Origin of the sequence: Haploplasma axanthum (assembly GCF_900660745.1) — a bacterium.
GTDB classification, from domain to species: domain Bacteria; phylum Bacillota_I; class Bacilli_A; order Acholeplasmatales; family Acholeplasmataceae; genus Haploplasma; species Haploplasma axanthum.
Window position 1 is genome coordinate 1,344,843 of record NZ_LR215048.1, and the last position, 22,488, is coordinate 1,367,330.

24 protein-coding genes and 1 pseudogene are annotated in these 22,488 nt (G+C 29.3%); 5 read left to right on the forward strand and 20 right to left on the reverse strand.

The window, feature by feature from the left end:
- Positions 1 to 48: 48 nt before the first annotated feature.
- The 8 genes from EXC62_RS06290 to EXC62_RS06325 form a co-directional block, all read right to left on the reverse strand.
- Positions 49 to 1,029 (reverse strand): lipoate--protein ligase, encoded by a 981-nt coding sequence (locus EXC62_RS06290; protein ID WP_026391146.1) that lies wholly within the window; start codon positions 1,027 to 1,029, stop codon positions 49 to 51.
- An 80-nt stretch (positions 1,030 to 1,109) separates the two neighbouring features.
- The gene (dnaJ, locus tag EXC62_RS06295) at positions 1,110 to 2,240 is read right to left on the reverse strand and encodes a molecular chaperone DnaJ (protein ID WP_026391147.1); all 1,131 of its coding nucleotides are present in this window, start codon (positions 2,238 to 2,240) and stop codon (positions 1,110 to 1,112) included.
- A 47-nt stretch (positions 2,241 to 2,287) separates the two neighbouring features.
- Entirely contained in the window at positions 2,288 to 4,123 is a 1,836-nt protein-coding gene (gene dnaK, locus EXC62_RS06300) for a molecular chaperone DnaK (protein ID WP_026391148.1), read from the reverse strand.
- Positions 4,116 to 4,694 (reverse strand): nucleotide exchange factor GrpE, encoded by a 579-nt coding sequence (grpE, locus tag EXC62_RS06305; RefSeq protein ID WP_035375921.1) that lies wholly within the window; start codon positions 4,692 to 4,694, stop codon positions 4,116 to 4,118. The genes dnaK and grpE overlap by 8 nt, the downstream gene beginning before the upstream one ends.
- Positions 4,695 to 4,703: 9 nt before the next feature.
- On the reverse strand, positions 4,704 to 5,717 hold the full coding sequence (gene hrcA / locus EXC62_RS06310) for a heat-inducible transcriptional repressor HrcA (protein WP_026391149.1): 1,014 nt from the start codon (positions 5,715 to 5,717) through the stop codon (positions 4,704 to 4,706).
- Positions 5,718 to 5,835: 118 nt separating this feature from the next.
- A complete protein-coding gene (locus EXC62_RS06315; protein WP_026391150.1) occupies positions 5,836 to 6,969 on the reverse strand; it encodes a GGDEF domain-containing protein in 1,134 nt (377 codons plus the stop codon).
- 115 nt (positions 6,970 to 7,084) lie between these two features.
- A complete protein-coding gene (locus EXC62_RS06320) occupies positions 7,085 to 7,435 on the reverse strand; it encodes a hypothetical protein (protein ID WP_026391151.1) in 351 nt (116 codons plus the stop codon).
- An 8-nt stretch (positions 7,436 to 7,443) separates the two neighbouring features.
- Positions 7,444 to 7,755: a zinc ribbon domain-containing protein YjdM gene (locus tag EXC62_RS06325; RefSeq protein WP_035375923.1), complete on the reverse strand. Its 312-nt coding sequence runs from the start codon at positions 7,753 to 7,755 to the stop codon at positions 7,444 to 7,446.
- 202 nt (positions 7,756 to 7,957) lie between these two features.
- Here EXC62_RS06325 and EXC62_RS06330 point away from each other — a divergent pair, with 202 nt between their 5' ends.
- Complete coding sequence (locus EXC62_RS06330; protein WP_052590110.1) at positions 7,958 to 8,458, forward strand: phosphatidylglycerophosphatase A family protein; 501 nt, start codon at positions 7,958 to 7,960, stop codon at positions 8,456 to 8,458.
- A gap of 18 nt (positions 8,459 to 8,476) precedes the next feature.
- On the opposite strand, the gene EXC62_RS06335 is transcribed toward EXC62_RS06330, so the two are convergent.
- The 8 genes and pseudogenes from EXC62_RS06335 to EXC62_RS06365 form a co-directional block, all read right to left on the reverse strand.
- Positions 8,477 to 10,744 (reverse strand): HAD-IC family P-type ATPase, encoded by a 2,268-nt coding sequence (locus EXC62_RS06335; protein WP_052590101.1) that lies wholly within the window; start codon positions 10,742 to 10,744, stop codon positions 8,477 to 8,479.
- A gap of 421 nt (positions 10,745 to 11,165) precedes the next feature.
- Positions 11,166 to 11,684: a hypothetical protein gene (locus EXC62_RS06340; RefSeq protein WP_026391154.1), complete on the reverse strand. Its 519-nt coding sequence runs from the start codon at positions 11,682 to 11,684 to the stop codon at positions 11,166 to 11,168.
- A gap of 18 nt (positions 11,685 to 11,702) precedes the next feature.
- Entirely contained in the window at positions 11,703 to 12,245 is a 543-nt protein-coding gene (locus EXC62_RS06345; protein WP_026391155.1) for a topoisomerase DNA-binding C4 zinc finger domain-containing protein, read from the reverse strand.
- Positions 12,246 to 12,383: 138 nt separating this feature from the next.
- Positions 12,384 to 12,527: a hypothetical protein gene (locus EXC62_RS08865; protein WP_156907483.1), complete on the reverse strand. Its 144-nt coding sequence runs from the start codon at positions 12,525 to 12,527 to the stop codon at positions 12,384 to 12,386.
- Between the two features lie 59 nt (positions 12,528 to 12,586).
- Positions 12,587 to 13,069: a zinc ribbon domain-containing protein gene (locus EXC62_RS06350; RefSeq protein ID WP_052590103.1), complete on the reverse strand. Its 483-nt coding sequence runs from the start codon at positions 13,067 to 13,069 to the stop codon at positions 12,587 to 12,589.
- 107 nt (positions 13,070 to 13,176) lie between these two features.
- A pseudogene (locus EXC62_RS09170) lies at positions 13,177 to 13,722 on the reverse strand (recombinase family protein); the annotation flags it as partial.
- Positions 13,723 to 13,841: 119 nt separating this feature from the next.
- Positions 13,842 to 14,291, reverse strand: coding sequence for a type I restriction enzyme endonuclease domain-containing protein (locus EXC62_RS06360; protein WP_129747534.1), 450 nt, complete (start codon positions 14,289 to 14,291; stop codon positions 13,842 to 13,844).
- Positions 14,288 to 14,482, reverse strand: coding sequence for a helix-turn-helix transcriptional regulator (locus EXC62_RS06365; RefSeq protein WP_129747536.1), 195 nt, complete (start codon positions 14,480 to 14,482; stop codon positions 14,288 to 14,290). The genes EXC62_RS06360 and EXC62_RS06365 overlap by 4 nt, the downstream gene beginning before the upstream one ends.
- Before the next feature lie 165 nt (positions 14,483 to 14,647).
- Here EXC62_RS06365 and EXC62_RS06370 point away from each other — a divergent pair, with 165 nt between their 5' ends.
- The gene (locus tag EXC62_RS06370; protein ID WP_129747538.1) at positions 14,648 to 15,955 is read left to right on the forward strand and encodes an IS110 family RNA-guided transposase; all 1,308 of its coding nucleotides are present in this window, start codon (positions 14,648 to 14,650) and stop codon (positions 15,953 to 15,955) included.
- Positions 15,956 to 16,634: 679 nt separating this feature from the next.
- Here the strand turns inward: EXC62_RS06370 and EXC62_RS06375 are convergent.
- Both EXC62_RS06375 and EXC62_RS08870 read right to left on the reverse strand, forming a co-directional pair.
- A complete protein-coding gene (locus EXC62_RS06375) occupies positions 16,635 to 17,189 on the reverse strand; it encodes a hypothetical protein (protein ID WP_026391048.1) in 555 nt (184 codons plus the stop codon).
- Positions 17,190 to 17,421: 232 nt separating this feature from the next.
- Positions 17,422 to 17,754, reverse strand: a complete 333-nt coding sequence (locus tag EXC62_RS08870) for a hypothetical protein (protein ID WP_162140307.1) — start codon at positions 17,752 to 17,754, stop codon at positions 17,422 to 17,424.
- A gap of 503 nt (positions 17,755 to 18,257) precedes the next feature.
- Between EXC62_RS08870 and istA the strand changes: the two genes are divergently transcribed.
- Both istA and istB read left to right on the forward strand, forming a co-directional pair.
- A complete protein-coding gene (gene istA / locus EXC62_RS06380; protein WP_129747490.1) occupies positions 18,258 to 19,511 on the forward strand; it encodes an IS21 family transposase in 1,254 nt (417 codons plus the stop codon).
- A complete protein-coding gene (gene istB / locus EXC62_RS06385) occupies positions 19,504 to 20,256 on the forward strand; it encodes an IS21-like element helper ATPase IstB (RefSeq protein WP_129747446.1) in 753 nt (250 codons plus the stop codon). Before istA ends, istB begins: the two co-directional genes overlap by 8 nt.
- Before the next feature lie 454 nt (positions 20,257 to 20,710).
- Here istB and EXC62_RS06390 read toward each other — a convergent pair whose 3' ends face one another.
- Both EXC62_RS06390 and EXC62_RS06395 read right to left on the reverse strand, forming a co-directional pair.
- Positions 20,711 to 21,928: a tyrosine-type recombinase/integrase gene (locus tag EXC62_RS06390; protein WP_001291561.1), complete on the reverse strand. Its 1,218-nt coding sequence runs from the start codon at positions 21,926 to 21,928 to the stop codon at positions 20,711 to 20,713.
- Between the two features lie 81 nt (positions 21,929 to 22,009).
- Positions 22,010 to 22,213 carry an excisionase gene (locus tag EXC62_RS06395; protein WP_000814511.1) on the reverse strand — a complete coding sequence of 68 codons (204 nt, stop codon included), beginning with the start codon at positions 22,211 to 22,213 and terminating at the stop codon, positions 22,010 to 22,012.
- On the opposite strand from EXC62_RS06395, the gene EXC62_RS09135 reads away from it, so the two are divergent.
- The gene (locus tag EXC62_RS09135) at positions 22,197 to 22,448 is read left to right on the forward strand and encodes a hypothetical protein (RefSeq protein WP_001845478.1); all 252 of its coding nucleotides are present in this window, start codon (positions 22,197 to 22,199) and stop codon (positions 22,446 to 22,448) included. The two genes, EXC62_RS06395 and EXC62_RS09135, sit on opposite strands and share 17 nt — an antisense overlap.
- The last annotated feature ends 40 nt before the right edge of the window (positions 22,449 to 22,488 follow it).

Genomic DNA, 22,488 nt, shown 5'->3' on the forward strand with positions numbered 1-22,488 from the left:
TCAAATTATTAGCAACATAGTCAAATATAATAAGTTTTTTTAACGATATTAGACTATTCCTGAAACCAATAAATCAATTATTTCACTTTTTTTAATATCTAAGATAATTTGTTCAACATTAACCTTGTCAATTGCTGAAATAATATCTTCTTTTTTATACGGAATATTTGTTAATGCTTTTTCTAAAATTTCGATAGGTAATAAATCAAAAAAATCACCATTAATCTTAATCTTTTCAATTATTCCATGATTTAAATCAAGTTGAATGTCAAACAATCCTCCAGCTATTTTTTTAGTAAGTTTCTTCGTATATGCTGGTTGGATTCTGTATCGCCAATCATCTGATTCATATTTCTTAGACATTTCATTAATTATTGATATTTCATCTGCTGATAAAATATATTCTTTCGTTGTTATTTCTTTTTCTAAATGTCTAATGAGTTCATTTTCTGATAGACCGTTCAAATGTGGTTTCAAGTTCGCAACTCGACTTCTTACACTATCAATTCCTTTAGATATAAGTTTTTCATTGTTTGGAGTTATCGTTCTAATCATGGTTTCAACATCAACATCATACATAAAAGTTCCATGAATTAAAACTCCATATTTATTTTGTAAGAAAGCCACTCCACTTATTTTTTTACCTTCATATAATAAATCGTTTCTACCACTAAACGTTATTTCTAATCCAAGTTTTTTTATAGCCTCAATAACAAGTTCTAAATATGGTTTAAATGAAAAATTATTGGTTTTTTTAGTAATCATTGTATACATAGTATTATTCTCATCTGCGTATACAGCACCACCACCAGTTGGTCTTCTAAATACTTCAATACCATTGCTTTTTAAGTAATCAAGATTAACTTCATTTTCAAGTACTTGATTCTTACCAATCACAACACCTTTAATTTTCCAAGTAAAAAAATAAGCTTCATCATCTTTTAAAACATTTTTTAAAATATACTCTTCTAGTGCCCAATAAAAATATGGTTTTAAATTTCCTTCATTATTATGTTTAACTAATATCATAAAATCATTCTCCTATTTAAACTTATTATACCACTAAAATAATAAAATGGGATTCATCATCCCACTTTATAAACCATATTTTATTTGAATAAGTTTTTAAACTTAGTCCACATAGAATCATTTTCTTTTTGTTCAAGCTCAGCTAACTCTTCATATAATTTCTTTTCTTTTGGAGAAAGCTTTTTAGGTGCTTTAACTTCAACAATAACAAATTGGTCACCTTTACGTTTAGATCTAACAGATGCAACACCTTTTTCACGCATACGTAATTGTGTTCCTGGTTCAATTCCTGCTGGAATTTTAAGTGATACTTCACCATAAATAGTTGGAACATCTTTAGTAGTTCCAAGTGCTGCTTCAGTAAAGCTTATTGGAACATTTAGATAAATATCATCTTCTCGACGTTCAAAGACTTTATGAGGTCTTACTCTAAATGTGATTAATAAATCACCATGTGGTCCACCTTTAATTCCACCATTACCGTATCCTGCAACACGTAATGTCATATTATTATCTATTCCTGCTGGAATATTTACTTCGACAGTCTTAGAAACTTTAACTCTACCTATACCACCACATGTTGTACATTTATTTTTGATTTCTTTTCCTGTACCACCACATACTGAACAAGTTTGTTGACTTCTCATTGTTCCAAGAATTGTTCTTTGATCAACATTAACATAACCCTTACCTTGACAGTGAGAACATGTTTTAATATCATCTTTACTCTTAGCTCCAGTACCTTTACAATCAGGACAATCTTCTTCTACTTCAACTTTCACGGTTTTCTTAGTTCCAAGTGCTGCTTCCATAAAATCTATTGTCATATATTTTTCAATATCTGATCCACGTTGTGGTCCATTATATGCTTCTTGACGTTGCTGTCTTCCACCACCAAATAAGTCACTAAAGATGTCACCAAATCCACCAAAGCCACTAAATCCTTCGAATCCACCGCCAAAGCCACTTGATCCGCCTTGTCCAAATGGATTACCAGCATGACCATATTGATCATATGCAGCTCTTTTATTTTGATCACTTAGTGTTTCATATGCTTCTTGAACTTCTTTAAATTTTTCTTCTGCATTTTCTTCTTTAGAAACATCTGGGTGATATTGTTTTGCTTTTTTGCGGTATGCTTTATCTATTTCATCCTTAGCTGCTGTTTTTTCAACTCCAAGGACCTCATAATAATCTCTTTTATTAGCCATCTTACAACTCCTGTAATAAAGTTAGGGGCGATTTGCCCCTATCTTTTTTATTTTTCATCAAACTCTGCATCTACAGTATTTGTTTTTTCGTTATCTTCTTTGTTTTCAGCATCCGCATTATTTGCTTCATGTTCTTTTTGGGCTTTTTCGTATGCTTTAATTGCTATTTCTTGAGCATCTTTTTCAAGTGTTTGTTTCTTTTCTTTAATTGCTTCAACATCAGTTCCGTTTAATGCTTCTTCTAAATCTTTAATTTTATTTTCAATATTTGATTTTTGTTCTTCAGTTACCTCAGCACCTAAATCATCAATTGCTTTCTTAGTTTGGAAGATTAAGTTTGAAGCTTCATTTCTAGCATCAGCTTCTTCACGTTTTTTAGCATCTGCATCAGCCATTTCTTCAGCTTCTTTAACCATTTTATCTATTTCAGCATCTGACAATCCGCCACCACCAGAAATAGTGATTTTTTGTTCCTTATTAGTTCCTAAATCTTTTGCTTTTACTGATACAATACCATTTGAGTCAATATCGAATGTAACTTCAATTTGTGGAATACCACGTGGTGCCGCAGGAATATCTGTTAATTGGAATCTTCCTAAAGTCTTGTTATCAGCAGCCATTGATCTTTCACCTTGTAATACATGAATATCTACAGCAGGTTGATTATCAGCAGCAGTTGAGAATACTTGTGATTTTGAAGTTGGGATTGTTGTATTTCTTTCAATTAATTTTGTAAATACTCCACCTAATGTTTCAATACCAAGTGATAATGGTGTTACGTCTAATAATAATACGTCTTTAACATCACCAGCTAATACTCCACCTTGAATTGCAGCTCCCATAGCAACTACTTCATCAGGGTTAACACTTCTATTTGGTTCTTTACCTAATTCTTTTTTAACTAATTCTTGTACGGCTGGGATTCTTGTTGAACCACCTACTAATAATACTTGATCAATATCACTAGTACTCATCTTAGCATCTTTTAATGCTTGTCTTACTGGAAGTTTAGCACGTTCAACTAATGAGTGTGTTAATTCATCAAACTTAGCTCTTGTAAGAGTTAATTCGAAGTGAACTGGACCAGCACTACCCATACTAATAAATGGTAATGAGATTTGTGTACTTGTTACACCACTTAATTCTTTTTTAGCTTTTTCAGCAGCATCTTTTAATCTTTGCATTGCCATTTTATCTTTTGATAAATCAATTGCTTGTTCTTTCTTGAATTCAGCAACAAGATAATGTACAACTGCATCATCAAAGTCATCTCCACCTAGTTTATTATCTCCAGCAGTTGAAATAACATCAAATGTACCATCAGCAAGTTTTAAGATTGAAACGTCGAATGTACCACCACCTAAGTCAAATACTAAGATAGTTTGTTCTTGATCAACTTTATCAATACCATATGCTAATGCTGCAGCTGTTGGTTCGTTAATTATTCTTCTTACATTTAAACCAGCAATTTTACCAGCATCTGCTGTTGCTTGTCTTTGTGCATCGTTAAAGTATGCTGGAACAGTAATAACTGCTTCTGTTACTTTAGCGCCTAAATAGTCTTCAGCTGTTTTCTTTAAATTTTGAAGAATGATTGCTGATAGTTGTTCAGGTGTATATTTTTTACCTTCAATATCAACAGTATAGTTTTTTTCACCCATATGTCTCTTAATTGATGAAACAGTATTAGGGTTAGTTATTTGTTGTCTTTTTGCAACTTCACCAACTGAAATATCGTTTCCTTTAAAAGCGATAACTGATGGAGTAGTTCTTCCACCTTCAGCATTAGGTATAACCTTAGCTTCTCCACCATCCATTACTGATACTACAGAGTTTGTAGTACCTAAGTCAATTCCTATAATTTTATTTGTAGTTTTACTCATTGTTATTTTCACTCCATTCATTTACTTTAACCATTGCAGGTCTTAATATTCGATCTTTATACATATATCCATTTTGGATAACTTCTATTACAATTCCATTTTCTTTTTCTTTATTATTTTCTTTTTCAACTGCATAATGATAATTAGGATCAAACTTTTCATTTAAAGATTTAATCTCATTTAATCCATCATCTTTTAAAACATCAAAGATTTTATCATTAATCATTTTAAAGCCAATTAAAAAGTTTTTTAATTTGTCATCTGTTGTTTCCATTTCAACAACTTTTTTTAATTGGTCAAGCGGCATCAATAAATCAGTAATTAAATTTGAAGCCGCGTACTTACGATCTCTAATTTTTTCTTCGTTCATACGTTTTTTAAAGTTTTCTAATTCTGCCAAACTTTTAAGATAACTTTCTTTATATAACTTAACTTCCTCAGTTAGTTTTTCAATTTCTAAATTATCTTTTTTATGCTTTTTAGCTTGTTTCTTATCTTCTTTTGTTTCTTCTTTTACTTTAGTTTCATTTAAGTCTATTTCTTCTTTATTATTTATGTCCTTTTCATCCACTAAATCCACCTACTTCCTGTATAATTTTCCTAAATTTGATGCTATATACTCTAATAGCGGTATTACTTTTGAATATTCCATTCTTGTTGGTCCTAAAACGGCTATTGTTCCTTTTTCTTGTTCATTGATACTATATGGTATCGAAATGATACTGAAGTTTTCCATTGTTTTTAATTCAATTTCACTTCCAAAGGTAACAGTTAAACCATCATTACCACCGATAAGTTTCACTATTTCTCTTCGATCTAACATATTTACAAAGTTTTTAACATGATTTATATTAGTAAATTCAGGTTGATCAAAAACATTTGTAATACCCGATAGATAGAAATTATCTTCAGCAAACTTAGAAAATGCATTAATAAATGATTCAAACAATTGATTTTGATACTCCATGAATGAAGATATTTGTGTTTTAGCAAATTCATTTTTCAGAATCTCACTAGCTTCATCCAATTGGCGATTATGTAACAATTCATCTAATGTTTTAATAACTTCTTTTAAATCATCTATTTTCATACCATCAGGAATATTAATATTTTGATGTTGAACATGACCATGATCAGTAACAATTAAAATTACTGCTTCATTATTTGCAACCGGAATAAAATCAATTTTCTTAATTTTTACTCCTAAATTTGCAGGTCCTACAGCAAGAGCTGTATATTTTGTTAAGTCACTTAGTAAATTAATTGCTTCTTCAACAGCAAGTTTTCTTGAATAACTATGTTTTGTTAATATTTCATCAACTAGCGGAAAATCATCAATAACATCACTATCTCTAGTAACCAAGTTATTAACATAATAACGATATCCTTTTTGTGATGGAATACGTCCACTTGATGTATGGGTTTTTTCCAAATAACCTAATTCTTCTAATCGTGCCATATCATATCTAATGGTAGCACTTGAGTAATTAAGGTAAGGCATTTCTGTTAATAGCTTTGATCCAACTGGTTGAGCGTCTTCAACATATTGTTCAATTATTGCTTTTAAGATTAACTTTTGGCGACTTGTTAACATCCTTTTCACCTCTTTGGCACTCATCATATCTGTTTGCTACGATTATTTTACTATATTAGTTTGGCACTGTCAAGTATTATGTGCTAAATTGTTGGAAATAAAAAATAGCCTTTGAAAGCTATTTATTAATTTCGCGATGATTTAATGATTTATCTTGATACATTAGAATATCAATATGATGTAGGAAATTATCAAAATTTTTAAACTTACTATCAAATATATCTCCACCAATTGATACTGTTATTAAATATGGAAGAATATTCTTTTTATTAAATTCATTAATCTCTTCTTTTATTTTTGTACTATACACATTTAATTCTTCATTAGTAGCAACATCTAATATACTAATAAATTCATCACCACCAAGTCTAGCAACAACATTATTTCCAACAATCTTTTTAATGATTACAGTTATTTCAACAATTGCTCTATCTCCAGCACTATGTCCATATTGATCGTTGATTTGTTTTAAACAATCAATATCAAAATAAAGCGCACCAAAAATATTTTTCTCATCAAGATTAAATCTTTGCTTAACATATTCAAATAATGAACCACGATTCCATACTCCAGTAAGGGCATCATATTGGATCATTTTTTGTTTAATAAATATATATGTAAGTATAAGGGAAAATGCAGTTGTTGGCCAAATTATTAAATATCCATAAAAAATTGCTTGTGCAATACCACCAATAACAGGGATACACATTGATAAAAGTAATAATACAAAATCATTTGATTCAAGTTTTTTTCTTTCTACCAACAGAATGATAGTTGCAAATATTGGATAATAATAAATAGCAAATGTTTGATTTATAAATAATTTACCTCTATTATACATATTATTACTATCAATATAAAATACAGCTTTTGTTAATGGAGTTAAAATAATAACAATGATATTTATCAGTTGTATGACAAATAATATTTTTTCAATAGTCTTATATACATCATTTTTAATTTTAAAAAATCTTTTCATTATTAAATACCAATACAATGATAAAAAAATTGATAGTATAAACATAACAATATATATAAAGTATAACAAGGGACCAATTATTTTTCCTGGAGCACCATCCAAAACTGTTGCAATCGATTCAAGAGATAATTGTGTTAATGTTATTATTGCCATTGAAAAAAAGGTTTTTGTTAGAATATTTTTCTTATCTAAAGTAAATTTAGCAATTATTAGTAAAATAATTATACAGAAAATCATAAACAAGTTTATATCAATTTGGTGTGTAATTTTCATTAATTTCCTTTCCATGAAAAAGCAAAAAAGTAAATCATTATAAAATCAAATATTTTTGTTTTAATTATAACATATCTGCTTTTTAAAAAAAACAACAGTGCAATGCTGTTGTTTATTACTTATTTTCTTTCCTACTTAAAATATAATTTATTGATTCGGAAGCTTTTTTAATATTATCATTCTCATTATGAATGAATTTCTTAGATGTTCCATCATAACCAAACTTTAAAAAGAAACTTCCAACTATTAACAGTAAAAAACCTATAAATGTAACAATAAATGTTACGCTACTAATTGTTTCAGCATTTGTTTTTTGTACAATTGTATCTTTTTCAATAAACCCATTGAATACATCAAAAAAATTCAATAAAGAATATATTGCTAGAATCATTCCAATAATTAATAGTCCATAGCCAAGTAATCGTAAAACTATTTTTCTCTTCTTATCAAAACTTAAATCATCCATATTTTCACTTACGCTTTCTTAACAAATTCAGATTTTAAACTCATATTTCCAAATCCTGGTATTCTACAATCAATATTGTGATCTCCATCAACAATTCTTATACTATTAACTTTAGTACCTTGTTTTAAAGAGTCACTACTTCCTTTAACTTTTAAATCCTTAATGATAATTACTGAGTCACCATCATATAATTTATTACCATTAGCATCTAAAACACTTTTAACATCCGACTCTTTTTCCCATTTATATTGACATGCAGAACATACAATCATATTATCTTCTTCATATGTATATTCAAATCCACAACTTGGACAATCCATAAAATCACTCCTAAATTTATTCCTAATCAATTTTACTTGATTTAAACAAATAAGTCAAATTATTCTATATCTTCTCATTTGACTTATTAAATTAAAAGTGTATAATATTTATTACTCCCTATTGAAAACGCTTTTCTGTTTTTAAAATAATTATTACGAAAGGAAAAAAAATATGAAAAAAAACGAAGGAAATTATGTACCAATGGATAATAGATTAAACGATGTTACCAAGTACGAAATTGTTAAAGAACGTTTAAGTCAAAGAGGTGTTGAATTATCTGATATTGCTGAAATAACATTTGACTTACAAAAACAATATGTTAAAGATATAACAATGGATTTATGTTTAAATCATGTTGAAAGAGTTGTTATGAAACGTGAAGTTCAACATGCTGTTTTAACAGGATTAGAACTTGATATTCTAGCTGAAGAAGGTAAACTATCTGAACCACTTCTAAGTATGTTACTCGGTGATTATGGTTTATTTGGAATTGATGAAATCCTTGCATTATCAATTGTTAATGTTTATGGATCAATTGGTTTTACAAATTTTGGTTTTGTAGATAAAACAAAACCCGGAATAATCGGTAAGCTTGATAGTGATGGTAAAACAACTAATAAATGTAATACTTTTTTAGATGATATTGTTGGTGCTATCGCTGCTGCTGCTGCAAGTTCAATTGCACATCGTTATTCAGTATAAATAACAAAAAAAAGCGAATTAATCGCTTTTTTTATTGTTTAGAGATGCAACAATCCATCTCAATATAAATATATATATTGGATATACAACAAATCCTCCAAAAATTACTAAAAATGCATTCAATTCTAACCTATAAATAGGCAATATTTCTATTGATTTTGTTATCAAAATTGGCGATAATAAAACTCCTGAAATCATTGTTATAATTAAACTAATGCTAAATTTAGTATATGGCTTAGATACATTAATTAATACATCTATTAGAATAAGTGCTGTAACATAATAACCAACACTTGCCATTGTATCATTTGAGATAATTCCTTTTTTACTTAAAATAAATATTAAAATATGAGCAAATAAAATCAGAAATGATGCTGGTATTGCTCTTTTCAAAATATTCTTTAAAAAATTTCCTTTAATCCGATTTTTGTTTGGTCTAAATGCTAATATAAATGATGGTGTTCCAATAGCAAAAAAACTAATTACGGATAACTGTAACGGTATAAAAGGATACTTCTTGAATAAGAATAGAGTAAAAATTGATAATAATATTGAAAAACCAGTTTTAGTTAAAAACAAAGAAGCAACTTTTTCAATATTATTAATCACTCTTCGTCCTTCAAAAACAATATCAGGCATATGACTAAAATCATTATCAAGTAAAACTAAGTGACTAACATTTCTAGCAGCTTCACTACCAGAAGCCATTGCTATTGAGGTATCAGCTTCTTTTAAAGCTAATATATCATTAACTCCATCACCTGTCATAGCAACCTTATGTCCTTGATTTTTAAATGCTTTAATTAGTACTTGTTTTTGATTTGGGTTTGATCTTCCAAAAACTGTATATTTATCAGCAACTTGAACTAATTCATCATCACTTAAATTAGAAATATCAATATACTTATTAGCATCTTTTATTCCCACTTTTAAACCAATTAATGAAGCTGTTTTTGGAAAATCCCCAGTTATTATTTTCACTTCAACTTCATTTGTTTGAAAATAGTTAATTGTTTCTGATGCTGTTTTTCTAATATTATCTTCAAATAAAATATATGCTAATGGCTTGTAGTCTTCTGCAAAAAGAATAACTCTGTAACCTTGATCAATATACTCTTCTATCTTTTGTTTATAGTCATCGTACTTATCCTTTAAAACTCTATCTGGTGCACCAAGTGATAGAATTTTATTATCAAGAATCAATTGACTATATTTGTTTTCACTTGAAAAAGGTATTTCTTTAATTACTTTGTATTCTTTTTTTGTTTTACTATATTTTTTCTTTAAAATTTTAATCATTCTTGAATCATCACTAGATTTTTTTAAATAAAATGCTAGTAAATCTACTGCTTCATCACTTATGAATTCAGCATTTTTCAAACTTATTTCACCATCAGTTAAAGTTCCTGTCTTATCAAGACAAATTAAATCTACTCTTGCTAACATTTCTATACAATATAACTCTTGAACTAACGTTTTTTGTTTTGCAAGTTTTACTACACTAACTGCAAGTGCAGTAGTTGTTAATAAAAATAAACCCGATGGAATCATACCAATTAATGCTGCTGCTGTTTGAATTGATGCATCATATATACTATTTGTTCTTAATGAGAGTAATAATAACAAGCAACCTAACGGAATTATAATAATCCCAATAACTCTCATAATAAGTTTCAAACTATTAAATATTTCTGATTTAGGTTTTTGATATTTCTTTGCTTCATTAGTTAATTTATTAACATATGTTTCTTGACCTAAATTTGTAACTTTTATATAACCACTACCTTGTGTAACAAAGCTTCCAGCAAGAACTCTATCGCCAATATTTTTATAGATTCGATCGGCTTCACCAGTTAATAGTGACTCATCACATGCAATATTCCCATCGACTAACACGCCATCAACAGCAATTTGCTTTCCAATATTATAATATATCAAATCATCTAAAACTATTTCACTTTGATCTATTTCTACTTCTTTATTATCTCTAACTACCACGGCTTTTTCTTTTGTTAGTATTTTTAAAGATTCAAGCGTTTTTTTAGCTTTTATTTCTTGAAAAATCCCAATGCTCATATTAATTATTATAACCCCTAAAAACAATGTTTGCATATACGCTCCAATAATCCAAAGCCATATTGCAATCCCAAATGTTAAAATATTAAAAAAAGTAAAAATATTACCAAAAAATATATCAAAAAGTGTCTTGGAGTTTTCATTCTTTACAATATTAACTTTATTCTCATTTATTCTTTCTAAGACTTCTTTTGAAGTTAACCCCTTCATTATTCCACCTCCAATATTATATATTTATATTTCTTTCACAAGATCATATCAATTTATATAGATTATTATATTCATTTGTTATCATAAACATTCTTAAATTCAGTTTTTTTGTATAACTATTAAAAGTACTTATACTACTCTTATAGTTTATCAAATTATTTACTTTCAAGCAATTAAAGATTATTTTAAAAGTAAAAATATACATACTAAATAACCTACTACAAAATTCAAAATATATAAAAAAAACATCTTTCATAGGTCCCTAACATACTTAGTCTAGAAATTGATGTTTAATCTTTTAATTTTATTTGATTGGGTTTGTAGAACTATATTGATACAATTACGCACCCCTATCAAAATCTACGCACCCTTGTGAAATTTTACGCACCCCTGAATTGATGGCTTAGTAATGGGGTTCTCTCTATTTTCCTTTGGCATTTCTATAAGCTCGGTCGTTAAATTCATCATCAAATGGTTTCTTATGGATGTATGCATCTTCATATAAATTATTAAGTACTACATCATTAATACCCATATTTTTAATAACCTTCTTTAAGTTACTCCAGCTTATAAGATTTTCAATATATTCATCTTTTGATTTAAAGTAATTATAAAACTTGCTTAAACTCGAATACTCTGCTCCAAGCTCACAAGCAATTGTCCATATCGTTTTTTTGTTATTAGCCTTTGCAAATCTGTCTTTAAATTCATTAAAATACTTTTCTCTAAAGTAAGAAACTGCTTTTTCAGTTTTTTTTATTGCAATATTATACCTTTCTTCTTTTAATACTTTTTCTTTATTTTCTTTTTCAAGGCATTCTTGACACAACATTTCTCTGTGATAAGACGTCTGATTCCAATCATTTGACCCATATGTTTCTTTTACTAATCCTTTACCACAAGGACATGGTTTTGTTGTTACATTATAATCCCAGCTCATAAACTGCTTACTCCTTTACTATTCGTTTCGTGTATATTTGCAATTAGGGAAGTTTGAACATCCTAAAAAATTGCCATATGGACCTTGTCTCTCCACAAGTAACCCTCCACAATAAGGGCATTTTCTTAAATCTCTTTTTATTACATTTTCTGTAATATTTCTTTCATTTTTATCGTATTCAGGTTTGTCATCAACAAGTTTATTGATTTCTTTATTAACCGGCTTCTTAAATACCTTTAATAAAATAAAAGCTGCTACAATAAGAATAATGATACCTATTGAATAATATAGTGCTGGTGGTGTAAAAATCCCTTTGATAAATTCTACTATTTTAGCAATGACATAGGTCAATACAAAAAATAAAATAACTCTAATACCCCAATGGAGGTCACTCATAGATTTAGAGTTATATGATCTGGTTGTGTTTGAAATAAAACCTGTTAATCCAAATGCTATTGACCCGCTAATTAAACCTATAATAGCAAAAATAACCGTGTCAGCTATCGGGTTACCAGTAATATCTATTAAGTTAGAAATTAACTCTATTAACCAAGCCCCCATAAAATCACCTCGTTTATTTTCCAAATCATTTATTTTATATTTTTTTGATATACAAATCCTCTAATAAAAAAGCCATAATTCTTTACTTGAATTATAGCATTTTTGACCCCTATTAACAAGAAATTATTTGTTTTTACTCTAAATTGGATTGCCATAGAAAATAAACTTAATGTTCTTATCTCTTTGAACGATTGCCTTTTCCACCATTAACATCCATATACGTTCATTCCAACTATTAAGCATATCTTCAGATTTATTTAATACAGATAAGAAGGATTTCATTCGAGTTGCTTTATTTTCTTTATCGGTCTTTTCTTTTAATAGTTTGTTCAGATCAGTGGTTAGTGCTTCATGCCGTTCACTAGGCTTTGATATTTATTTTCATAATCTATACTATCTTCGTTTGATTTGGAGTTTTCTTTTATTGTTTTTGCAGCAAGTTCAACAACCACAGATAGTTCTGCATTTATTTGCTCTATTCCTTTTTCAAGTTCTGTAGTATCAGTTAATAAATTAATCACTTCTTTTAAATCATTAGTGATTCTTTCCTTATCTTCTATTGTTAAGTTATAGGCTTCAATAAACTTTTCTTTAATTTCAGCTTCTGTTAAATGTGGGGTTTGACATCTACATTTACCTTTTTGGAACTTGCTGTTATATTGATAAACAAACCTTTCATAAGCGGTATTTGAGTGCCATTTCTTTTTCCCATAGAAACCACCACAATCTGAACATACCAGCTTTGATGAGAAGATATCTGTGGCTGAATACTTAGCGCCAAGATTATCTCTTCTTTTCATTTCAACTTGTACGAGTTCCCACATATCACGTTCTATGATTGCTGGATGACTATTTTCCACATAATACTGTGGAACTTGTCCTGTATTTTTACTATGGTTTGATCTAAGTAGTTCTCAGTAAATGTCTTTTGAAGTAAGGCATCGCCCTTGTATTTTTCATTAGTTAATATTGAAATGATATTATTTGTGGTCCAATTATTATTTTTACCGGATGGTGTTTTGATTTCAAGACGCTTTAGTTCTTTTGCGATACCAGTAGGTGTTTTACCTTTAACTAAAAAATCACTATATATTTTTTTAACTATTTCTGCTTCTTTTTCAACAACAACTATTTTGTCATCTACTTTTTTATATCCCAGAAAATTACTATACGCAAATGATACTTTACCTGATTGAAATGCCACACGTTTTCCCCATTGAACGTTCTGACTAATCGATCTTGATTCTTCTTGTGCGATTGATGCCATTATTGTAAGTATTAGTTCACTTTTAGAATCAAGCGTCCACAAATTTTCCTTTTCAAAGAAAACCTCGACACCTTTTTCTTTTAGCTCCCTAACATATGAAATAGTATCTAATGTGTTACGGGCAAATCTTGATATCGATTTAGTAATAATTAAGTTTATCTTTCCATCTAGCGCATCTTTAATCATTTTATTAAAGCTGACTCTCCTCTTAGTGTTTGTTCCAGTTCATTCGGGTTATATAAAAAATATACAAAAAAACGACTCAACTCAATTAAGAGCTGGGTCGTAATTCATATATTTTGGTACAAAAATCTCATTTAACATTTCTACTAATTAACAATTGCCATTCCTTGCACAGCCTTATCAATAAATAAGGATAAAATATAATCCGTTTTGATATTAAAAAACTGCTTATCATAAGACTCCGGAAGATCTGAATCCAATGAATCAACAATAGCCGTCCTTACCTTAGAAGTTGTTCTTTCATCCTTATACCAATCAACAACTAATAAATCCTCTTTATCTTGAACAAGCTTGATTAACAGGTTTTTTGAAGCTAATTTTACTTTTTGATCTTCACTTTGAGTTAGTTTTTTATCCTTAATTAGAAGATCATATATCTCAAGTTCTTCTTCACTAAGTCCTTCAAGTGATGGCCTTTGTTGTTCTTTCTTTAAATCTTCCATTAATTGTAACAATTGTTCATAATAATGTTCGTTTTCTGATCCACCTGCATTATATCTGTCGATAATGTTCTTATATCTTTCCGAGAACTTTATTCTTCCTCGATTTCTATATTATTTTTCTTACAAAACTGCAAAAAAACAAATGTTGCTTTTTTAGTTGGATTCACTTTCCCATTTTCCCATCTGGAAATAGTTGGTAATGAAACATTTAGTTCTCTGGCTAATTCAGATTGACTTAGATCTAATTTAGCACGAGCAAAGATAAGTTTATCTTTAAACTCCATATTGTTTACTCCTAATATATATATGTAGTCCTCATATATACATTAGATCTCCTTCTTTTAAGATTTTATAAAGCGGACTATATTATAATTAAATTATGATGATATCACAGACTAGTTTTCTTAACTCCTTACAGCATCTATGACTGGTTGAGAAAGGATATAGCTGTGACTTTAATTAAATATGGTTATGAGTTGGATACAGCATTTGACTGGTCATTTCCTATTAGGTTACATTCATTAAAGCCCACAGTACTAAGCTTGTATATCAATCATAGAAAGGCAGGTTTTATTATGATTTTAGTAGGTATTGATGTCGCCTCAATTAAACATGACATCGTTATCACCAATCATTTAGGTGAAGTTTTTAATAAACATTTTACCATTGAAAATTCACGATTAGGATATAAAAAACTCCTTAGCGAAATTTCATTGGCTAAAGAGTTCTTCAAAGATTCTAATGTGCGTATAGGGCTTGAATCAACTGGACATTATAGTAGAAATATTCTACACTTTTTAATCCTCGAGGGATACAATGTTATGTTCATTAATCCATTATTAACCAATATGGACCGTAAGGCTTCTTCAGTTCGTAAAACGAAGACTGATTCTATTGATGCCAAGGCCATTTGTATGTTTCTTATTAGAAATCAAAATGATTTCAAACCCTATACATTATCATCATACCATATTGATGAACTAAAAATATTAGTTAGACAAAGAAAATCTTTAAAAAAACAATTAAATAAGACTTCCAATCAACTTAAAGCTTATATTGATCAAGCTTTCCCTGAGTACCATAAAATCTTTAAGAATACTCTTTCTAACGCTTCATTAACTCTTTTAGAGTCTTACGCTTCTCTATCCGAGTTAAAACGTGTTAGAACTAACACTTTAACTGAACTTCTAAAGAAATCTTCAAAAGGTAGACATGGTCTAACTAAGGCTGAAGTGATTAAGGAATTTGTTAAAGCATCTATTGGCATTGATAGCGAATCTCTTTCACTATCAATTAAACAATCTGTTCAAACAATTAAAAGTATTGAACTTCAAGTAAGTCAAATTAATGATTTACTAGAACATCATCTCAACCAATCTAAAACAACACTTCTAACGATTCCTGGTATTGGTATTCAAACTGGTGCCATTATTTTAGCTGAGATTGGTGATATTAATCGTTTCAAGTCTGATGATGCCTTACTAGCTTTCGCTGGTCTTGACCCTTCTGTTTATCAATCTGGTAAGTATGAAGGCAGTTTTAAAATCTCTAAGCGTGGCTCATCCATCCTTAGATGGGCTATATTTCAAGCTGCAAAAATAACTGTTATGCATGACCCTATTTTTAATGCTTATTTTCTAAAGAAAAAATCTCAAGGTAAGCATTATTTAACGATTATTGGTCACGTTACTAAAAAGTTACTTAGAGTCATTCGTTCTATTTTAAAGAACAATAGTGTTTATACTGTTTCTCATTAACCGTATTTAATTATCAAAGATCTAAATTCTGATGTTTCATAGACATCTTTTTTAGCATGTCACTATATCAATTCAACTATTTTTTATTAAATACTTGACTTTCATCTAATAGTTGGCTTTCTTTGCATTCTTGAACATTTATAATCATATTTTATCATTTTAACCTATTATAATCTATCATATTTTAGAAAATTTTTTCATTTTTAAACTAACATAGTTCTAATTTCCCAATTATTTATCAAATTTACCAGTGACGCAACTTTTTAACTATTTATATATAACAAAAAAAACCACCACAGTACATGGTGACACAGATTCCTTTCACATCTTAAAATAGCTCTATTACGATATAAAAAAGGTTCGATACCTAATTGTATCAAACCTATGCTTTCAATATGGGTTTGTAGAACTATATTGATACAATTACGCACCCCTATCAAAATCTACGCACCCCTGTGTTTTTTTACGCACCCCTGCTAAAAAGTTACGCACCCCCTAGAATATGATGCTTAATGTTAGAGTTCAAATCTCATTATCTCCGTTGTGTAATACTACCTATTTTGATACAAATTAGCACCCCATGTTTTTTTTTAGCACCCTTAACATAATTTTTAGCACCCTTAAGTAATTTTACGCACCGTTAAAAAACAAGTCGTTCATATAACTTTTCTAAACCTAACTACTCATATACAAAATGGAAGGTATCTTTAGGAAAGTCATGACTACTTATAGAAATATTTGTTATTGTACTTATTGCGATAACTTCAGTATCACCATGCTCAGGAAGAGTTTCAAGTCTAATAATCATGTGCATGATATTTCGATATAAAGTCTCACTCGATATTTTAAACTCTGAAGGGAAAATGAATTCAATGATCATTTTTGAAGTATCTGATTCATGCCAATCTCCTATATCACTCGAGTTTTCATTAACAAATTGATTTAAATTTATGTGAATAACCTTATCATTTTTTTCGTCTAATCTTTCTAAAATCTTTATAAGGTCGATCCTAACTTCTCTTCTTGTTAAATTCTTCCAAATCAATACTTCTTGAACTATCATTTCGTTTTCTTCGAAGACTCTAAAAGAAAGCATTGCATCACTTTCCTTTACTTCATCAACAATTATTTGATCAGAAAACAGAGATGATTCAAATTCAATATTTGATTCAATTTTATTGCAACCAGCTAGCAAAATAATGAGCATCAGCAACACCACAAATTTATAGCGCATTAAAAATTCTCCTTCTTTATATATAAAAATCTTCAATATATTTTAATGATTATTTAAATTATACCATACAGAGACCATACATTTAAGGTGAGCGTTTTTGACTTTTGTGTAATGATATCTATATCGATACATTTGCGCACCCTTACTGCAGTTTTACGCACCCTTGTGTTATTTTACGCACCCCTGTGTTTTTTACGCACCCCTAAATTATGGCTTAACAAGGCTGTCAATATCAATTAGTTGTGTTTTTTATTGACTCAATGATTAAATCTATAGCAACACCAATATCGATCATATGGATCAGATCCTTTTCGTACACTCTAAGAGTCATTGTTCTATCTTTCATGGTTACATATCCAACTTCAATCCAGTAAAAACAAAACATAAATATGTCAGGTAGATTGTGCTCTTCAGGCATCTCCAACTGGATAAAGATTGGTGTTGATGCATTCCAATCATCAATGTTCTGATTATCAATATCCTCTTTAATACGTAATGAATAGACTCCATTTCTGAAAAAGTAATGTCTTGACTTAATCTGATTTTTTTTAAGATAAGAGATCAATTTGCTGTCATTTATACTTTTCAAGCACTCTATATCGTTTTTTTTTGCATAACTTTATTTTACTTGCTTAATTTTGATTTTTCTAAGTTTTTCTTTTCAATCATTTTTTTCAATTTACGATATGCAGATTTACAATTTAATCTTGCATTATCATATGCCCACATTCTCGTTAGAGTGTTTTCCACAAACAACTTATCATTTTCACTTTTTTTAATTATATCTTCAAATTTATACCAAATTAAGTATTTATTTGTTAAATCTTCCTTTAACGTTTTATTCTTAGGTAGATTAACAAACTCTTCGTTCTCAGATAAATATTCATTTAATTTCAGAATTTCTTCTTTAATTTTTCTAAGCCAATACTTACTATCATTTGACTCAGATAACCATATAAATGGTTAAATAAGAGTACCCAATAGTGTGCAAATAAGAATCCCCAATTCTTAACACTAAGAGGTACTCTTTTTTGTTAGAATAGTTATTAACGAAAGGTTGATGATATTATGACAAAAATAATACTAGAACAAATAACAAATATAAAAGATTTACTACTATTTAGTAGAGCATACAAGGAGGGCTTAATAAAATTGAATATTAGCAAACTATCAAAAGAGTTAAATAAAGATAGAAAAACAATTAAGAAATACTTAAACGGTGAAGTTCCAAAGGAAACTAGAAAGAGAGTTAAATATTTAGATGAACATAGAAAATATATACTAGAAGTCTTAACTGATAAATATCAGAGTTTCGACTACATTGATCACTTGTTTAAATATCTAAAAAGAGAAAAAAATATAACTTGCTCAAGAACAAGTTTAAATAGATATATTAGAAATGATAATGAGTTAAATAAACTATTTAAAAGAAAAAAGGATATGAGTTTTACAGAAAGATTTGAAACAAATCCAGGGATACAAGCACAGTTTGATATGAAGGAGAAAGTAAAACTTATTGATAAAAACAATAATGAAACAGTTATAACAATACCAACATTAACATTATCATGGTCTAGGTATAATGTAAGAAAACTAATATTAGATACTAAAACAGAAAACTTATTAGAGTTTTTAGCTTTAAGCTTTGAAGAAATAGGTGGGGTACCACATGAACTCGTTATTGATAACTTAAAACAATTCGTAGAAAAACCAAGATATAAAGATAATGAAGCAATCATTACCAATAAACTAGTAGAGTTCGCTAAGGATTACAATATTAAGATTAAACCATGTATGCCATATAGACCACAAACTAAAGGAAAAACAGAAACACAAAATAAAATAGTTGACCAACTAAAAAACTATAATGGTAAGTATAAGGATATCTATGAAATGCATGAAAAACTAGAAATAATTCATAAGGAAGATAATGATAATATCAGTCAAGCTACTAAACTACCAAGAAGGTTTCTATTAGAAAAAGAAAAAGGTGACTTAAGCCCACTCCCTAGAAAAGAAATCAGACAAAAGTATCACCTTAGTTTAAAAGAGGTTCATGTAACAAATGAATCACTAATATCCTATAAATCTAATAAATACTCTGTCCCTAGAAAATTTATTGGTTTAAAAGTAGGATTAACAGTTATCAAAGGAAATGAACTCCATATTTATTATAAAGGAAAAATCATAACAATCCACAAAATAACGGATAAATTATTAAATATTAAAGATGAACATGATTTAAAATACGAAAAAGAAATAAAAACAAAAGAAAGAACAACTATTATAAACAATGAGATGAGGAATATAAAATATGATTAACGAAGTACTTAATCAATTAACATATCTAAAACTTAAAAGTGCATATACATATTTAAAAGAACTGCATATTAATGATGAGATAACAAATACTGATTTAAAAGGAATTCATAAGATATTGAATAAAGAGGTTTTAGCTAAGGAAGAAAATAATAAATTATACAATGTTAAAGTAGCAGGTTTCCCGTTTCTTCGAACTATTGATGAATATGATTTTAGTTTTCAACCAGGTGTTAATGAAGAAAAAATAAGAGGAATCATTGAATCAACCTTCTATGAAGAAGCAATTAATATATGCTTAATTGGTAACCCTGGTGTTGGTAAAACACATTTAGCTATATCAATAGCGTACTCAGTCGCTATAAGACGTAATAGTGTATATTTTATTAAGTTTAACAAACTAATAACAATCCTTAAAAACGCTTATAATGATGGAACATTTAATCGAAGACTAGGTCACTTCTTTAAATACAAACTACTTATCATTGATGAAGTGGGATTTAATGAAATAACACCTTTGGAAGCAAAGTTATTCTTTCAATTAATTGATTTACGATATACAAAAAGATCAACAATATTTACATCTAATATGACTTTTGATAAGTGGCCTCAAATATTAGGTAATGATGAAATGATAACAAAAGCTATATTAGATAGAATTATTCATCAGTCTTATTTGTTTAATATTATTGGTCCTTCTTATAGACTTAAAGATAAACTTGAACTGAATCAAACTGAGGAATCTTAAATGCACACTTTTGTCCATTCTTATATTGACATTTATAAACCACGTCTTTACTTTCATACCATAAACAATTTGTTGATTAAGTTTCTTATGTTTTAAATTGGTTTCTAAAGTTTCTATGTCTTCTAATTCAAGGTCAAGTCTTACCACATCTTCATATGTTAGTTTTTTATAATTTAAAGCTAATGAATAATAGTAATTTATAATCTCATCTGATAAATACTCTTTGTATAATCTCATACTTATTCCCTTTCATATTTGAATTAATAATATTTTTATCTTTAAACAAAGTATAAATTTCTAATTATCTTTTTATATTTTCTTAAATGCTCGTAAAGCCTTATTCTATGTGCTTTCGAGTATTTTTACTGTAGGAAGATACTTCACGTTTCTTTGCATATTTCCTCATGTCTTAGCTGTCAGAAGTGGTAAATAAGTAGTAAATTCATTTGTACTACTAAGCAACAAGACGCTCCTGTTGCTTCTCTTTATTCAAGCGTTTCATTTCTGCCATTGCAGAATCGAATGTTGCATGTGCGTAATAGTTCAGCGTCATGGCTATATTAGCATGTCCCATAATGTACTGTAATGCCTTTGGATTCATTCCTGCATTTGCATAGTTGGTACAGAATGTATGTCGCAAACTATGTGGAGTGATGTGTGGCAATTTATCCTCGTTATACTTATTGTATTTCTTAACAAGACCTTTCATCATGCCGTTGTAATCACTTGCCACTTTTGGATAGTTCTTTCTATTAAGAAAGAGGAAATCACTATATCCATCAATCTCAACACGCTTATCATTCTTTCGATTCGCTAACACTCGCTTAAATGCTTGATAGGCTTCTTCAACCATAGGAACTTGACGTTCGCCACTTTTGGTCTTTGGTGTTTCAATGTAGTACCCAATTTCAGTATCTCTCAATAGCTGATGGTCTATATTGACAAGACGATTCTCAAAATCTAAATCTGGAAGTGTCAAACCACCAAACTCTGAAATACGAAGACCTGTTTTTAAGAGTATCAGAATTTCATCATAATTTTTGCTGTAGGTTTTATCAGCTTTTGCAAAGGCTAACAGTTTTTCTTCCTGTTCTTCTGTTAGTACGGTCTTAGGGACAGTATCATCATCAAGAACTGCTTTCAGTTGAAAGTCAAATGGATTCTTCCGAACACAATCATCTTGTATAGCAATATAGAATGAAGCCTTTAAAGAACGTTTGTAGTTATTGATGGTTTGATAAGCATAACCATTTTCACTCATTCTAATAGCCCATTCTTTAGCGTCTGATGGCTTAATACTGTCAATACTTCTTACACCTAACTTGTCTTTCTTCAAAATATCCATAAGATATTTGCGTCCAGTTTCAGTGTTTTTTCTAACCTTTGGTCTTTGAGCGTTCTGTTTTGCGTAAAGCTGGCAGAGTGTCATTTTCTTTCCTACAACATCAATACCATCATGAATGTCTTTCTGTAACTCTGCGATTTTCTCTCTAAGTGAGATACAATCACGCTTTCCTGCTGGTACTCGGTCTGTAGCCACAAGTTTCCACGAGTAAACAAATTGCGGTTCTCCAAATGAATCTATATATTTGTATAAGTATCTTCCGTCTTTTCGTTGGCTCTCTCCAGTCTTTAAGATTCGACCTTTATTGTCACGTCTTTTTTCTGACATGGCATTTGCTCCTTTCCTTTATGGAAAGAGCCTTGATACGACTTAATACTATTTTATCATATACAAGACCCTTTGGCGACGCTAGATTGCGTCCAATGTATCTATAATTTTTTCAAATTGTTTTCGTTTAATCTGAATACGATTGCCATTCATAATCAGCCAATTTGCATTTTTATTTTCCTCTGCCAAGCGTCGTAGCTTGTTTTCGCCAATACGAAAATATTTTGACGCTTCTTCAATGGTTAGGGTATAACGTTCCCAAATAGGAATGTCAGTCTGCTTCATAAAATCCTCCTTTCCAAATCACTTATTTGGATTTCATAAAAGTTGTTTTACCAGCAATCGAACAGCTTTAGCAAAGCTCACGGGAGTTCCACCCCTGCATGGTTCTCATGTAGCCATACTCATTGCCTGCGACGGTTTTATCACGCTCGGACTATTGACTGTATGGGAGTATCATTATCACGATAAGAATGTCGTTGCAGGCAATCCTGCTAAAGATTGCTTCTCGGATCACTAACATGAATCGCTCGCTATCTTTATAAGATAGGTCATGGCGG